The organism is Cupriavidus sp. D39, from assembly GCF_026627925.1.
Taxonomy (GTDB): Bacteria; Pseudomonadota; Gammaproteobacteria; order Burkholderiales; family Burkholderiaceae; genus Cupriavidus; species Cupriavidus ulmosensis.
This window is the reverse complement of record NZ_JAPNLE010000009.1, coordinates 2,135,812-2,149,597: the sequence shown is the minus strand read 5'-3', so window position 1 is coordinate 2,149,597 and position 13,786 is coordinate 2,135,812. Positions and strand designations below refer to the sequence as shown.

The following is a 13,786-nucleotide window of genomic DNA, read 5'->3' as shown; positions in this document are numbered from 1 at the left end:
CAAGGCTCCGGCGGGTTTTTGCATTGGCGGTCCGACGGCCGGCGCAGCGCCTGGCCGGCACCGTCCCGCCCACACTTTCCTGGAATAATGCGATGTCCCTCAAAGCCCGTGTAACCGAAGACATGAAGGCCGCCATGCGTGCCCGCGAGACCGAGCGCCTTGGCACCATCCGCCTGCTGCTGGCCGCCATCAAGCAACGGGAAGTGGACGAGCGGATCGAACTCGACGACACCGCCGTGCAGGCCGTGATCGAAAAGCTGATCAAGCAGCGCAAGGATTCCATTTCCCAGTTCACGCAAGCCGGCCGCACCGACTTGGCGGACAAGGAGAGCGCGGAAATCGAAGTGCTCAAGGTCTACATGCCGGCAGCCCTGTCGGATGCGGAAGTTGCCGCCGAAGTGCAGGCCGCGGTCACGGAAACCGGCGCCGCCGGCCCGCAGGACATGGGCAAGGTCATGGCCGTGCTCAAGGCCAAGCTGGCCGGCCGTGCCGACATGACCGCCGTCTCCGGCCTGGTCAAGGCCGCGCTGACGGGGCGTTGAGCGGGCCGGGGCGCCAGTTGGCGCCTGGCGAGTGAGGACGATCGAGTGTCATTTAAGGCGCTTTTTGCCGGCCCCTCTCGCCGGCGCTGGCTGCAATCCGTTGCGTCTGCACTACAATGTAGTGTTAAGAGGCCGGAAAGCGCAGTGCCGGTCACGCACTTCATGAACAAGATATCGCCGCTGCCCGGTTCCACGGGCAGCTCGGCCATAGGACGACAAGCCGGGTGATTCCGCAATCCTTCATTCAGGACCTGCTCAACCGTGTCGACATAGTCGATGTGGTGGGCAAGTACGTGCAGTTGAAGAAGGGCGGCGCCAACTTCATGGGGCTGTGCCCCTTCCACAACGAGAAGTCGCCGTCATTCACGGTCTCGCCGACCAAGCAGTTCTATCACTGCTTTGGTTGCGCGGCGCATGGCTCGGCCATCGGCTTCCTGATGGAATATTCCGGGCAGTCCTACCCCGATGCGGTGCGCGAGCTGGCGCAATCGGTCGGCCTGTCCGTGCCCGAGGAGCGCGACCGGCTGCCGCCGGCCCAGCGCGCCGAAGCGCAGGCGCGCTCGCTGGCGCTGTCCGATGCGATGACCCGCGCCACCGAGTTCTACCGCAAGCAACTGCGCAGCGCGCCCCAGGCGATCCAGTACCTCAAGGGCCGCGGCCTGACCGGCGAGATCGCGGCGCAGTTCGGCCTGGGCTATGCCCCCGACGACTGGCAGGGGCTGGAGTCGGTGTTCGGCAGCTATCGCGACGACGCCATCGCCGGGCCGCTGGTGGAGGCCGGCCTGATGATCGAAAGCGCCGAGAAGCGCGACGCCGATGGCAAGCCGCGGCGCTACGACCGCTTCCGGGACCGCATCATGTTTCCCATCCGCAGCACCAAGGGCCAGGTGATCGGCTTTGGCGGGCGGGTGATGGGGCAGGGCGAGCCCAAGTACCTGAATTCGCCGGAAACGCCCCTGTTCAGCAAGGGCACAGAGCTGTATGGCCTGTTCGAGGCCCGCCACGCGATCCGGGAAACCGGCTACGTTTTGGTGGTCGAAGGCTATATGGATGTCGTTGCGCTGGCCCAGCTGGGTTTTGCCAACGCCGTGGCCACGCTCGGCACGGCCTGCACGGCGGTGCACGTGCAAAAGCTGTTGCGGCAGACCGACGCCGTGGTGTTCTCGTTCGACGGAGACGCCGCGGGCCGCCGCGCGGCGCGCCGGGCCCTGGAGGCCTGCCTGCCATACGTGGCGGACAACAAGACCATCCGCTTCCTGTTCCTGCCTGCCGAGCACGACCCGGACAGCTATGTGCGCGAGCAAGGCACCGACGCGTTTGCCGCGCAGGTGCGCGATGCCATGCCGCTGTCGCGCTTCCTGCTGCAGGTGGTGTCGGAGGGGCAGGAGCTGCGCCAGGCCGAAGGCCGCGCCCGCGCCCAGTACGAGGCCAAACCACTGCTGCAGTCCATGCCCAGCGGCGGCCTGCGGCTGCAGATCGTGCGCGAGCTGGCCGATGCCACCGGCACGACGCCGGCCGAAATCGAAGCCGTCTGCGGGCTGGCGAGCGACCCGGCGCGGGTCGGGCGCTTTGCCCAGCCGCGGCCGCGCACCAAGCGCCAGGCCCCCACCGGGCTGGAGCAGCGGGTGCTGCAGTTGCTGATGCGCTACCCGCAGCTCTCGAGCCGGCTCGACGCCGACAGCCGGGCATTGCTGCTGGAAGACGAGCAGGCCGACGCCGAAGTGCTGGCGCACCTGGTGTCCGCGTGCGACGAGTTGCAGGGCGAGGTGAACTTCGCCGCCTTTAGCGAGCATCTCGCGCAGTCGCCGTATGCCGAGGTCTACGCCAATGTGCGCGCAGCGGTACTGCGCGAAGAGATCGATGAGGAACCCGCGGAGCAGGAGTTCGATACCGCCATCGCCAAGTTGCTGGCAGGGCCGTTGCGCCGCGAGCTCGACATGCTGCAGCAGTCGGTGATCATGGGCACGGCGGATGAGGCTGGCAAGAGCCGCATGCGATGGCTGGTCAGCGAGATCAACCGGCGGCGGCAGTTGGGTTGAGGCGGGTTGACCGTCCGGTAGGTCGGGCAAGGTGGGTGGTGACAAATAAGTGAAGGTTTGGCGCGGCCTGGCTACGCTTAAGCCTTGATTTTTCAGGTGAAAACCTCACCTGTTGGGAAGCCGGCTAATTGCTAGTGCTACAATAGCCGGTTTGGATAGCGAAATCTTTCTCTCCCTTCTGGTGAAAGTGAGCGTGCCAATGGCAAAGGCCAAAGCAACCGAAAAGGTTTCCACTAAAACTCCCCAATCGGGGAGCGGCAAGGCGTCCGTGAAAACAACGGCGCCTGCGAAGACAGCCGCGTCAGTCAAGGCGCCAGCCCAGCCTGTGCCAGCTAAGACCGCTCGGAGCGCCAAGGCGCCCGCTGCGTCCACTTCCACCGGGACCCGCCTATCCGAAAACCTGAGGCCCTCGACTTCGGCACACGAGAGCGGCGATAGCGCCAATACAAGCGGCAACAACGCCGCGTCTGTACCTGTGAAAGGCAAGAGTATTACCGTGGCGAAACAGCAGAATACCGAAGTCGAGAGCAAGATAACGGCAGCGACCAGCGCCAAGACCGGAAACGCCAAGCCAGGCGCTGCCGAGCCCGAGGCCACGCCGCATGCCACAACTTCCGCCCCCGTTGCATCCGAGCGTCCCGCCGCTCCGGCCGTCAAGCCGGAGCCGAAAAAGCGTGGCCGCAAGCCCAAGGCCGGAGCGCAGCACGACGACAGCACACCAGACGACGTGACTGAAGAGCTTTACGAAGACGAGATCCCCGCGGCCGCAACGCCGACTGCCGCGCCCAAGAGCGAGAAGCAAAAGGCGCGTGACCGCAAGGCCAAGGAAAAGGCCCTGCTCAAGGAGTTCGCCTCGACGCAGCAGGGTACCGAGGAAGAACTGGAAGCACGCCGCCAGAAGCTCAAGGCGCTGATCAAGCTCGGCAAGTCGCGCGGCTACCTGACGTACGCGGAAATCAACGATCACCTGCCGGACGACATGGTCGATTCGGAAACGATCGACACGCTGGTCGCCACGCTCAACGACATCGGCATCGCCGTCTACGAACAAGCGCCCGACGCCGAGACGCTGCTGCTCAACGACAACGCACCGTCGGCCACCAGCGAAGAAGAAGCCGAAGAAGAAGCTGAGGCTGCACTCTCCACCGTTGATTCCGAGTTCGGCCGCACCACCGACCCCGTGCGCATGTACATGCGCGAGATGGGCACGGTGGAGCTGCTCACGCGCGAAGGCGAAATCGAGATCGCCAAGCGTATCGAGGCCGGCCTGAAAGACATGGTGATGGCGATCTCCGCCTGCCCGGTCACGATCTCCGAGATCCTGGCGCTGGCCGAGCGCGTTGCCAGCGATGAAATCAAGATCGACGAGTTCGTCGACGGCCTGATCGACCCGAACGCCGTGGACGTGCCCGCGGCTCCCCGGCGCCGGCCGTGGTGGTGGCCGCCGAGGAAGACGACCTGGAATCGGACGGCGAAGATGCCGACGAAGACGAGGACGACGATGCCGGCGGCCTGGCTGCCTCCGCGCGCCAGCTGGAGGAACTGAAGCAGGCCGCGCTGGAAAAATTCCGCGTGATCGCCGAGCAGTTCGACAAGATGCGCCGCTCGTTCGAGAAGGAAGGCTACAAGTCCAAGTCCTACGTCAAGGCCCAGGAAGCCATCCTGAACGAACTGATGAGCATCCGCTTCACCGCCCGCAATGTCGAACGCCTGTGCGACACGCTGCGTGGCCAGGTGGACGAAGTGCGCAAGCTCGAGCGCTCCATCCTGAAGATCGTGGTGGACAAGTGCGGCATGCCGCGTGCGGATTTCGTCGCCCGTTTCCCGGGCAATGAAACCAACCTCGAGTGGATCGACACGATCATCAAGGACGGCAAGTCGTACAGCACCATCGTCGAGCGCAATGTGCCGGCCGTGCGCGAGTTGCAGCAAAAGCTGATCGACCTGCAGATGCGCGTGGTGCTGCCGCTGAAGGAGCTCAAGGAAGTCAACCGCAGGATGAGCGAGGGCGAGAAGCGCGCCCGCGAAGCCAAGCGCGAGATGACCGAGGCCAACCTGCGCCTGGTGATCTCGATCGCCAAGAAATACACCAACCGCGGCCTGCAGTTCCTCGACCTGATCCAGGAAGGCAATATCGGCCTGATGAAGGCGGTGGACAAGTTCGAATACCGCCGCGGCTACAAGTTCTCGACCTACGCGACGTGGTGGATCCGCCAGGCCATCACCCGCTCGATCGCCGATCAGGCGCGCACCATCCGTATCCCGGTGCACATGATCGAAACGATCAACAAGATGAACCGCATCTCGCGCCAGATCCTGCAGGAAACCGGCAATGAGCCGGATCCGGCAACGCTGGCCGAGAAGATGGAGATGCCGGAAGACAAGATCCGCAAGATCATGAAGATCGCGAAGGAACCGATCTCCATGGAAACGCCGATCGGTGACGACGACGACTCCCATCTGGGCGACTTCATCGAAGACACCAACACGCTGGCCCCGGCCGAGGCGGCGCTGCACGGCTCCATGCGCGACGTCGTCAAGGACGTGCTGGACTCGCTCACGCCGCGCGAAGCCAAGGTGCTGCGCATGCGTTTTGGCATCGAAATGAGCACGGACCACACGCTGGAAGAAGTCGGCAAGCAGTTCGACGTAACCCGCGAGCGGATCCGGCAAATAGAAGCCAAGGCATTGCGCAAGCTGCGTCACCCGAGCCGCTCTGATAAGCTTAAGAGTTTCCTCGAAGGTAGTTGATCGGTATCATGCCGGTCTGACTTTCCTGGGCCTCTAGCTCATGCCTGGTTAGAGCAGCGGACTCATAATCCGTTGGTGCCGTGTTCGACTCACGGGAGGCCCACCATTGTTGAAAAAGCCCCGCAGGTTTTTCTGCGGGGCTTTTTCTTTGCCGCGGCGTTTCCGCGGACTTGCGTATCGCAGCCTGGCCGCCGCCATATTGCCGTCTCGGATCAAATCAGGCGGCGCTGCTATTTGTCCATGCCGGTAGCGGGTGCTTTCTTGTGGCTTGGTGCCTTGCCAGCCGCTTTCTTGCTCGGAGTCTTTGAGTCGGTGAGCGCCGAAGCCGTGTTCTGATTGGCACCCTGGGTGTACGGGTCAAACTTGTCATTGGCCTTTGCTGTGTCTGGCACGTAGCCGTCTTTGTTGGTCGTGCGCTGGGGGTCCGGCACGTAGCCGTCCTTGTTGGTACTACGCATGTTGTAGTCGTAGCGATCCGCCGGATTTGCGGGGCCGGCGGCGTAGACGGTACCAGGTAGGAGAACTGCAATTGCCAATGCGATAGCGATCTTCATGGATGACTCCTTCCAATCAAAGTCGATGCAAAGCCGATGGCCCTCGCGCGCTCACCTGGCGCGGCGGTCCGCTTATTAGCGTAGCCGTCAGCCTTGCAAAGTTCCAGTGATCGTTTTGCGGTGAGCCCAAGTATGTAGTTCGCTACTTCAACCGTATCCAACCGTATCCAGCCGCAATGCGGGCGATTGGCAATGCCGCGATTGCCGGCGTTTCCTTGTCATCGAGCCGGGGGTACTATTCTGACCAGGCTCGGGCAAGGAGGCTGTATGTGGCAAGATTTCCGCAGTAGTCGCAAATCGCATCGCATCGCCCTCGCCGGGGCATGCTTGCTGGCCTCCTGCGCGATTGCCCAGGCGACGGCTCCGCCCGAACTCCAGCCCGCCGACGCACGTCGTACGATCGCGACCCTGCACGCATCCGGCGTGCAGATCTATGTGTGCAAGCGCGATCAGGGCAATGCATTGGCGTGGGCGTTCAAATCCCCGGAAGCGGATCTGCGCGACGCTTCCGGCAAGCTCATCGCCAAGCATTACGCCGGGCCGACCTGGGAGGCGCCTGACGGCAGCAAGGTGACCGGCAAAGTATTGCGGCAGGCGGCAAATGCGCGGGCGCCGGACAGCATCGCGCTATTGCTGTTGCAGGCGACGAGTTCCGGGGGACAGGCCTGCTTGCGGCCGTGCATTACGTTCAGCGATTGAACACCCAAGGCGGCCTCGCGCCCGCTCAGGCCTGCACCCAGGAAGGACAGGAAAGCCGCGTGCCTTATCGCGCGGATTACATATTCCTCGAGTAGCCAGGCCTCGCCGAGGCAGGTGCGTTCGCTCTTATTGCGTTGCCATCCATGATGCTTGGATGAGCCCTGACGCGCCAGGTTTTCAGAGCTTCTGCACGGCGGCAAGGTCGAATATCTTTGCCCAGCGCAATGCTTCTTTCCGACTCGCCATGGGGATATGCCAACTGCCTTGCGCATTGTGTTCAAGACGTAATGCAAGCATCCATTCGCCGCCGTTCTCCAACGCGCCGGCGCCCGCTATATCCGCAAAGATAAACTTCGCCTGCTGCCCGCCGACATCCAGCACGCCACGCTTGCGCTCCGGATCCACGCGCATCGTCCCCCACGCTCCCTCCAGCGACAGGATGCGCTCGCCCTTGATCTTGACCCCGTGGATCGCGCGATAGCGGCGGACCTGGCTCGCGACGAATACCGCGAGCAGCGCCGCGCAGAACACGACTGCGGCGGTCCCGGCGATCGCGCCATAGGCCGCGGCCACCCTGGCGTACAGGCGGACCGCGCCGTAGATGAGGGCGGCGATCAAGGCGAGGCCTGCGATGATGAATGGCACGTCTTTTCCTTTAAAGATATTGCGGTGAATGGATTGGCCCGCCGCTATGGCGGCTATGGCCGCTGCGGCGCCCGCAGCGATCACCCGTTATTCTGGTCTTGCTGATGGGCACCGCACCTATCGCTCGCACAAGGACACCACGAAATCCACGAAGGCCCGCACCTTCGCCGGCAGGTGCTGCCGCGACGGATACAGGGCGTAGAGGGGAAAGCGCTCGTCGGGCCAGTCGGTCAGCACCGGCACCAGCCGGCCCTCGGCCAGTAGCGCCTCCGAACCGAACTGCAGCACCTGCGCGATGCCGTGGCCGCCCAGGCACACGGTGTGCATGACGCTGGCGTCGTTGACGATCAAGCGGCCCCTGGCCTGGACGACAAGGCGCTCGGCGCCGCGATGGAATTCCCAGGGAAAGGGCCGGCCGGTCTCGGGGTCGCGATAGTGGATGCAGGCATGCTCGCCGCTTTCCAGATCCGCCGGCGTGCGCGGCGTGCCGCGGCGCTTCAGGTAGGACGGTGCGGCCACGGTGATCACCGGGATATCCATCAGCTTGCGCGCCACCAGCGTGGACACGCGCGGAAAGCCAAAGCGAAAGGCCAGGTCGAAGCCGTCCGCGATCATGTCGCCGAGATGGTCGCGCATCACCAGGTCCAGCGTGAGGTGTGGATGCGCGTCGACGAAGCTGCCTAGCTGCGGGCCCAGCACGAGGCGCGAGAACAGCGGATCGACGTTGACCCGCAAGCGGCCCCGTACCGCGGCCACGCCCTGGGCGGCGCCGGCCGTGGTCTCCTCCAGCTGCGCCAGCAGCGGCACGATGTCATCAAAGAAGCGCCGGCCGTCGTCGGTCAGCGTGACGCTGCGGGTGGTGCGGTCGAACAGGCGGATGCCGAGCCGGTTCTCCAGCCGTGCGATGGCGCGGCTGACGCCGGACTGCGTCATGTCCAGGGAGGCGGAGGCGCGCGCGAAGCTGCCGTGGTCCACCACCGCCATCAGCACGCCGATACCGTCCAGCATGCGCTCGTCGAATCCCATATCGATGCCCCGCAGTCATCAATCAAGTGACGGGCATGTTATCGCTAAACGCCGCGCCGCGAACCACAATCCCGTCACCGCGGCACAAGCCGCAGCGACTGGAGAAGAGAATGTTCGCAGTGACTGGCATTACCGGACAAGTTGGCGGCGTGGTGGCTCGCGCGCTGCTGTCGGCAGGCAAGGACGTGCGCGCGGTGGTGCGCTCGGCGCACAAGGGCGACGCCTGGGCCGCCCAGGGCTGCGAGGTCGCGCTCGCCGCGATGGACGATGCGCAGGCGCTGCGGCGCGCCTTCAGCGGCGTGGAGGGCGTGTTCGTGGTGCTGCCGCCTACGTTCGATCCCAGCGCCGACCTGCGCGAGTCGCGCGGCGTCGTGGCGGCCTTGCGCGAGGCGCTGCAAGCGGCGCGGCCGCCACGCGTAGTCTGCCTGTCGACGATCGGCGCGCAGGCCAGCCAGCCCAACCTGCTGCAGCAGCTCTCGCACATGGAGCGCGAGCTGGGTGTGTTGGCGACATCGATATCGATGCCTGTGGCCTTCCTGCGCGCCGGCTGGTTCATGGAGAACACCGTGTGGGATATCGAGCCCGCCCGCAGCGGCGGCATCATCCCCAGCTACCTGCAGCCGCTGGACCGGCCGGTGCCGATGGTCGCCACCGCCGACGTCGGCCGGGTCGCGGCAGCGTTGTTGCAGCAAGCGTGGCAGGGCCGGCAGGTGGTTGAGCTGGAAGGCCCGCGCCGCGTCACGCCACTGGAGATCGCGGATACGCTGTCGGCGCTGCTGGGCCGCCCGGTAGCGGCGCAGCCGGTGCCGCGCGACACCTGGGATGCGGTGTTCCGTGCGCGAGGCATGCGCAACCCTGTGCCGCGCATGCAGATGCTCGATGGCTTCAACGCCGGCTGGATCGGCTTCGAGGCCGGCGAGGGGGCGACCCGCAAGGGCACCGTGACGCTGCGTACCGTGCTGGCCGGGCTGCTTGAGCGCGGGCACTGAATGCCCGAGTTCACTCTTCAACCTGGGTTCAACCTTGAGCCAACCTTGAGCCAGCCTGATGCATACGACGCGTACCGTCCTGATCCTGGGCGCCTCCCGCGGCCTTGGTTGGGGACTCGCGTGAATATCTTCGCGGGGCCTGGTATTTGTCGACTACCGCAACGAAATACTGCCTTGGTGATGACCGTCCGGCGCCGCCGGGCAGACGCCAAGCACACGGTTCATTAAGCGGTATTGGAGCCACGCTATGGAATACCTGCAATCGAATGGCCTGAACATGCCGCGCCTGGGCCTTGGCACCTTCCGCATGCAGGGCGAGGTCTGCCGTGCCGCGGTGGAAAGCGCGCTGGAACTTGGCTATCGCCACATCGACACGGCCGCGATGTATGGCAACGAGGACGCCGTGGGCGCGGCGCTGGCGGCGTCGGCGCTGCCGCGCGCGGCGCTGCATGTCACCACCAAGGTCTGGCACGACCAGCTGGCGCCGGATGCGATCCACCGCTCGTTCGATGCCAGCCTGGATCAGCTCGGTCTGGACTACGTCGACCTGTTCATGGTGCACTGGCCGGCGGCGGACATGAACCTGCCCGCCATCTTCGAAACGCTGGAGCGCCTTCGCGAAGCGGGCCGCACGCGTGCCATCGGCGTGTGCAATTTCACGGTGGGCATGGTGCGCACGGTGGTGGAGGAGATCGGCATTGCGCTGGCCTGCAACCAGGTCGAGTACCACGTGCTGCTGGAGCAGACGGTGATGCGCCGCTACCTCACCAGCCGTTCGATGGCGCTGGTGGCGCATTGCCCGCTGGCGCAAGGGCGGCTGGCGGAGCATGCGGCGCTGGACAGCGTCGCGGCCCGGCATGGCGCCACGCCCGCGCAGGTCGCGCTACGCTGGTTGCTCGACCAGGACGGTGTGGCCGCGATTCCCAAGGCGCAGCGGCGCGAGAGCCAGCAAGCCAACCTCGATGCGCTGAAGCTGCAGCTGGACGACGAGGACCGCCGCGCGCTTTGCGCCTTGCCGAAGGACCAGCGCTTTGTCACGCCGCCCTTTGCACCCGCCTGGGATCGCGCCGGCGATTAACCAGCAACTAGCCGGCGCTCTTGCGCACCACGGGCCGGGTGAAGATCAGCGCCGTCTCCGTGCCGGCGGTGTCGGGGTCGTATAAGTCCCAGTCCATCCCGCACAGCGAGAATCCCAGCGCGCGGTAAAAGCCGATGGCCGGGTAGTTGGTGTTCTGTGTTTCGGCGCGCAGGCAGCGCGCCGGCGTACCTTGCAGCAGGCGATTGATCTCCCCAGCAGCACGCGGCCGATGCCGGTGCCACGGAACGCGGGCGCCACGAAGATCGCGCTCAGCAGCGCGGACCGGTTCCAGGCCTCCAGCCTGACGGCGGCAAAGCCGCCGATATCGCCGCTCGCGCTCTCGAAGACCAGCGCATGGTCGGCCCTGGCGCAGTCTTGCTCGAAACCGGATGGGTCATAGTGGTTGAGCACGGGTTGGCCCAGCACCTGCTCCACGAGCCAGATGCCCAGCGGGCCGCTTTTGACCGCATAGATGCGATCGGTCTCGTAGGTGGTGTCGAGCTTGAGGATGCCGGCGCCGTCACGCGCCCAGTCGAGCGGTCTGATAGTCATGCAGTGATGCTTTCAAGTGCGTTTCATGCCGGCCTTGACCCGTTTCCCATTCTAGGCTTCGTGCAGCGGTTGTGCCTCGGTTGTGCCTCGCTTGGGCACTCAAGCCTTCAGCGCCGTCGCAGCAACGCCTCGATCTCTCCCGCGGCGTGCCTGAGCGCCGGCAGGTAGTGCTGCTCCAGGTGCGCCGCATCCCGGCTGCCGAGCACCATGCTGAACCCCAATCCCGCCACCACCTTGCCGGACTCCGCGCGCACCGGCACCGAGATGCCGGCGAAGCCGTCGACCAGTTCGCTGCTCAACGTGCAGTAGCCGTCGCTGCGCACCTGCTTGAGCGTGCGCGCCAGCGCCGTGCGCGAGCTGACCGTGAACGGGGTGAGCTTGCGCAACTGCGCGGTGGCAAGGTAAGTCTCCAGCACCTTGTCGTCCAGCCCGGCCAGCAGCACGCGGCCGAGCGAGTGGGCGTAGGCCGGCATGCGCCGCCCTACGCCCATGTCGACCCGCAGGATCTGCGGCGGTTCCTCGCGCGCCACCAGCGCCACCGCTTCGCCGTCGAGCACGCCCAGCGAGCAGGTTTCCCCGCCTGCTCGGAGAGCGCCTTGAGGTAAGGCCCGGCCAGCTGCGGCAGGTTCATCGACGCAAAGTACGCGTATCCCAGGTCCATCACGCGCGGGGTGATGGAAAAGTCCCGGCCATCCTGCGCGACATAGCCGTTGTGCTGCAGGGTCAGCAGCAGCCGCCGCGCCGCGGCGCGGGTCACGTCGAGCTGCTCCGCTACATCCTGCATGGTGAGGCTCCCCGCGCCGGAGGCGAACAGGCGCAGCAGTGCCAGGCCATTGGTCAGCGAATCGAGCAGCTCTTCCTTTTTCTGCGGGTTGGCCAGGGGCGTTTCGGGACTGTTCATGGAGTGAGGAGGCGGAAATAGGGAGATTTTAGTGCGCTGAACGCACTTGCGCGATGCCGGCATGACTACGTATGATAGGCGTTTTGCGAACAAATGTTCGCGGAATTCGGTCCGGCGCGGCGCGTGCAGGCAGCACGTGGCGCCAAGAAGAACACGATGGAGACAGCCATGAAGGTCATCAGCGCGCAGCAGGCTGCTGCGCTCGTGCAATCCCAGTGGACCGTGGCCAGCGCAGGCTTCGTTGGCGCCGGCCATGCCGAGGCGGTGACGGACGCGCTTGAGCGCCGTTTCCTGGAGACGGGCATGCCGCGCGACCTGACGCTGGTGTATTCGGCGGGCCAGGGCGACCGGGGCGCGCGCGGGGTCAACCACTTCGGCAATGCCGGCATGACCGGGCGCATCGTGGGCGGGCACTGGCGCTCCGCCACGCGCCTGGCCACGCTCGCCATGGCCGAGGCGTGCGAGGGCTACAACCTGCCGCAAGGCGTGCTCACGCACCTGTACCGCGCCATCGCCGGTGGCAAGCCCGGCGTGCTGACCAAGATCGGCCTGCACACCTTTGTCGATCCGCGCACCGCGCAGGACAGCCGCTACCACGGCGGCGCCATCAACCGCTGCGCGCAAGCGGCGATTGCCGAGGGCCGCGCGAACTGGGTCGAGGCGGTCGATTTCCGCGGCGATGAATACCTGTTCTATCCGAGCTTCCCGATCCACTGCGCGCTGATCCGCTGCACCGCCGCCGATACGCGCGGCAACTTGAGCACGCACCGCGAGGCCTTTCACCACGAACTGCTGGCGATGGCCCAGGCGGCGCACAACTCCGGCGGCATCGTGATCGCGCAGGTGGAGTCGCTGGTGGATCACCACGACAACCTGCAGGCCATCCACGTGCCCGGCATCCTGGTCGACTACGTGGTGGTGAGCGAGAACCCGGCGCATCACCAGATGACGTTCGCGGAGCAGTTCAATCCGGCCTACGTGACGCCCTGGCAAGGGGACGCTGCCAGCACCGCCGGCGCCCCTGCGCCCGAGATGGCGTCCGTGCTCGACGCCCGCACCATCGTGCAGCGGCGCGCGGTGCTGGAGCTGGCGCGCCGGCAGCCGCGCGTGGTCAACCTCGGGGTTGGCATGCCAGCCGCCGTCGGCATGCTGGCGGTGGAGGCCGGCGTCGACGGCTTCACGCTCACGGTGGAAGCCGGCCCGATCGGCGGCACGCCGGCCGACGGCCTCAGCTTTGGCGCGTCGGCGTATCCGGAAGCGATCGTCGACCAGCCGGCGCAATTCGATTTCTATGAGGGCGGCGGCATCGATCTCGCCATCCTCGGGCTGGCCGAGCTGGATGGGCACGGCAACGTCAATGTCAGCAAGTTCGGCGAAGGCGCCGAAGCGTTGATCGCCGGCGTCGGTGGCTTTATCAACATCACGCAGAGCGCCAAGGCCGTGGTCTTCGTCGGCACGCTCACCGCCGGCGGCCTGGAGGTGCGCGCCGAGAATGGCTCGCTGCGCATTACGCGCGAAGGCCGCGTGAAAAAGATCGTGCCGCAGGTTTCGCACCTCAGCTTCAACGGCCCCTATGTGGCCTCGCTGGGCATCCCCGTGCTCTACATCACCGAGCGCGCCGTCTTCGAGATGCGGCCCGATGCCATCGGCGCGGAGTGCCTGACCCTGATTGAAATCGCGCCGGGCATCGACCTGCAGCGCGATGTGCTGGACCAGTGCGCCACCGCGGTCAGCGTGGCGCCTGACCTGCGCACCATGGATGCGCGGCTGTTCCGCGCCGGGCCGCTGAAGCTCTGAAGCTCTGATGCCCTAACGCTCCAACGCTTTGATGCCATGAAGCCGGCGAGCCTCGGCCCGCCGGCCAGCGGCCCGATAACAAGCGACCGGCCATGACCGGTCATGGAGGAGGCCATCGAAGCTTTGTCCCGTCTTTCCCGTTGGTTTTTGCTGGATCGTCGACACGCGCGGGCTGTGGAGCCGGCACGCGTCATTGCTGGATTACGTTTCAAG

13 protein-coding genes, 1 tRNA gene and 1 pseudogene are annotated in these 13,786 nt (G+C 65.6%); 9 read left to right on the top strand and 6 right to left on the bottom strand.

The window, feature by feature from the left end:
- Window positions 1-92 precede the first annotated feature (92 nt).
- The 4 genes and pseudogenes from OMK73_RS21970 to OMK73_RS21955 all read left to right on the top strand — a co-directional run bounded on the left by OMK73_RS21970 (window position 93) and on the right by OMK73_RS21955 (window position 5,438).
- Window positions 93-542 (top strand): GatB/YqeY domain-containing protein, encoded by a 450-nt coding sequence (locus OMK73_RS21970; protein ID WP_267603925.1) that lies wholly within the window; start codon window positions 93-95, stop codon window positions 540-542.
- Between the two features lie 224 nt (window positions 543-766).
- A complete protein-coding gene (dnaG, locus tag OMK73_RS21965) occupies window positions 767-2,581 on the top strand; it encodes a DNA primase (RefSeq protein WP_267603924.1) in 1,815 nt (604 codons plus the stop codon).
- A 199-nt stretch (window positions 2,582-2,780) separates the two neighbouring features.
- A pseudogene (rpoD, locus tag OMK73_RS21960) lies at window positions 2,781-5,332 on the top strand (RNA polymerase sigma factor RpoD).
- A 27-nt stretch (window positions 5,333-5,359) separates the two neighbouring features.
- Window positions 5,360-5,438, top strand: a tRNA-Ile gene (locus OMK73_RS21955).
- Between the two features lie 124 nt (window positions 5,439-5,562).
- Here the strand turns inward: OMK73_RS21955 and OMK73_RS21950 are convergent.
- Entirely contained in the window at window positions 5,563-5,886 is a 324-nt protein-coding gene (locus OMK73_RS21950; RefSeq protein ID WP_267603923.1) for a hypothetical protein, read from the bottom strand.
- Between the two features lie 267 nt (window positions 5,887-6,153).
- On the opposite strand from OMK73_RS21950, the gene OMK73_RS21945 reads away from it, so the two are divergent.
- On the top strand, window positions 6,154-6,585 hold the full coding sequence (locus OMK73_RS21945) for a DUF3455 domain-containing protein (RefSeq protein WP_267603922.1): 432 nt from the start codon (window positions 6,154-6,156) through the stop codon (window positions 6,583-6,585).
- Window positions 6,564-6,680, top strand: a complete 117-nt coding sequence (locus tag OMK73_RS21940) for a DUF3455 domain-containing protein (protein WP_267603921.1) — start codon at window positions 6,564-6,566, stop codon at window positions 6,678-6,680. The genes OMK73_RS21945 and OMK73_RS21940 overlap by 22 nt, the downstream gene beginning before the upstream one ends.
- An 82-nt stretch (window positions 6,681-6,762) precedes the next feature.
- Here the strand turns inward: OMK73_RS21940 and OMK73_RS21935 are convergent, their stop codons facing one another.
- Together OMK73_RS21935 and OMK73_RS21930 are read right to left on the bottom strand one after the other, a co-directional pair.
- Window positions 6,763-7,230, bottom strand: coding sequence for a hypothetical protein (locus OMK73_RS21935; protein WP_267606464.1), 468 nt, complete (start codon window positions 7,228-7,230; stop codon window positions 6,763-6,765).
- A 117-nt stretch (window positions 7,231-7,347) separates the two neighbouring features.
- A complete protein-coding gene (locus tag OMK73_RS21930; RefSeq protein ID WP_267603920.1) occupies window positions 7,348-8,256 on the bottom strand; it encodes a LysR family transcriptional regulator in 909 nt (302 codons plus the stop codon).
- A 110-nt stretch (window positions 8,257-8,366) separates the two neighbouring features.
- Here OMK73_RS21930 and OMK73_RS21925 point away from each other — a divergent pair, with 110 nt between their 5' ends.
- Both OMK73_RS21925 and OMK73_RS21920 read left to right on the top strand, forming a co-directional pair.
- Window positions 8,367-9,245: an NmrA family NAD(P)-binding protein gene (locus tag OMK73_RS21925; RefSeq protein WP_267603919.1), complete on the top strand. Its 879-nt coding sequence runs from the start codon at window positions 8,367-8,369 to the stop codon at window positions 9,243-9,245.
- Window positions 9,246-9,492: 247 nt separating this feature from the next.
- The gene (locus OMK73_RS21920; protein WP_267603918.1) at window positions 9,493-10,323 is read left to right on the top strand and encodes an aldo/keto reductase; all 831 of its coding nucleotides are present in this window, start codon (window positions 9,493-9,495) and stop codon (window positions 10,321-10,323) included.
- Between the two features lie 45 nt (window positions 10,324-10,368).
- On the opposite strand, the gene OMK73_RS21915 is transcribed toward OMK73_RS21920, so the two are convergent.
- The 3 genes from OMK73_RS21915 to OMK73_RS21905 all read right to left on the bottom strand — a co-directional run bounded on the left by OMK73_RS21915 (window position 10,369) and on the right by OMK73_RS21905 (window position 11,776).
- Window positions 10,369-10,875, bottom strand: a complete 507-nt coding sequence (locus OMK73_RS21915) for a GNAT family N-acetyltransferase (RefSeq protein ID WP_267603917.1) — start codon at window positions 10,873-10,875, stop codon at window positions 10,369-10,371.
- Window positions 10,876-10,982: 107 nt separating this feature from the next.
- Window positions 10,983-11,432, bottom strand: coding sequence for an IclR family transcriptional regulator domain-containing protein (locus OMK73_RS21910; RefSeq protein WP_267603916.1), 450 nt, complete (start codon window positions 11,430-11,432; stop codon window positions 10,983-10,985).
- Entirely contained in the window at window positions 11,357-11,776 is a 420-nt protein-coding gene (locus OMK73_RS21905) for a helix-turn-helix domain-containing protein (protein WP_267603915.1), read from the bottom strand. The genes OMK73_RS21910 and OMK73_RS21905 overlap by 76 nt, the downstream gene beginning before the upstream one ends.
- A gap of 168 nt (window positions 11,777-11,944) precedes the next feature.
- Between OMK73_RS21905 and OMK73_RS21900 the strand changes: the two genes are divergently transcribed.
- A complete protein-coding gene (locus OMK73_RS21900) occupies window positions 11,945-13,573 on the top strand; it encodes an acyl CoA:acetate/3-ketoacid CoA transferase (RefSeq protein WP_267603914.1) in 1,629 nt (542 codons plus the stop codon).
- Window positions 13,574-13,786 lie beyond the last annotated feature (213 nt).

What these genes read in the sequence shown, in the direction of transcription:
- OMK73_RS21950 (WP_267603923.1), bottom strand. Translation starts at nt 5,886, where the DNA reads ATGAAGATCGCTATCGCATTGGCAATTGCAGTTCTCCTACCTGGTACC.
- OMK73_RS21925 (WP_267603919.1), top strand. Translation starts at nt 8,367, where the DNA reads ATGTTCGCAGTGACTGGCATTACCGGACAAGTTGGCGGCGTGGTGGCT.
- OMK73_RS21915 (WP_267603917.1), bottom strand. Translation starts at nt 10,875, where the DNA reads ATGACTATCAGACCGCTCGACTGGGCGCGTGACGGCGCCGGCATCCTC.
- OMK73_RS21945 (WP_267603922.1), top strand. Translation starts at nt 6,154, where the DNA reads ATGTGGCAAGATTTCCGCAGTAGTCGCAAATCGCATCGCATCGCCCTC.
- OMK73_RS21930 (WP_267603920.1), bottom strand. Translation starts at nt 8,256, where the DNA reads ATGGGATTCGACGAGCGCATGCTGGACGGTATCGGCGTGCTGATGGCG.
- OMK73_RS21900 (WP_267603914.1), top strand. Translation starts at nt 11,945, where the DNA reads ATGAAGGTCATCAGCGCGCAGCAGGCTGCTGCGCTCGTGCAATCCCAG.
- OMK73_RS21970 (WP_267603925.1), top strand. Translation starts at nt 93, where the DNA reads ATGTCCCTCAAAGCCCGTGTAACCGAAGACATGAAGGCCGCCATGCGT.
- OMK73_RS21905 (WP_267603915.1), bottom strand. Translation starts at nt 11,776, where the DNA reads ATGAACAGTCCCGAAACGCCCCTGGCCAACCCGCAGAAAAAGGAAGAG.
- OMK73_RS21920 (WP_267603918.1), top strand. Translation starts at nt 9,493, where the DNA reads ATGGAATACCTGCAATCGAATGGCCTGAACATGCCGCGCCTGGGCCTT.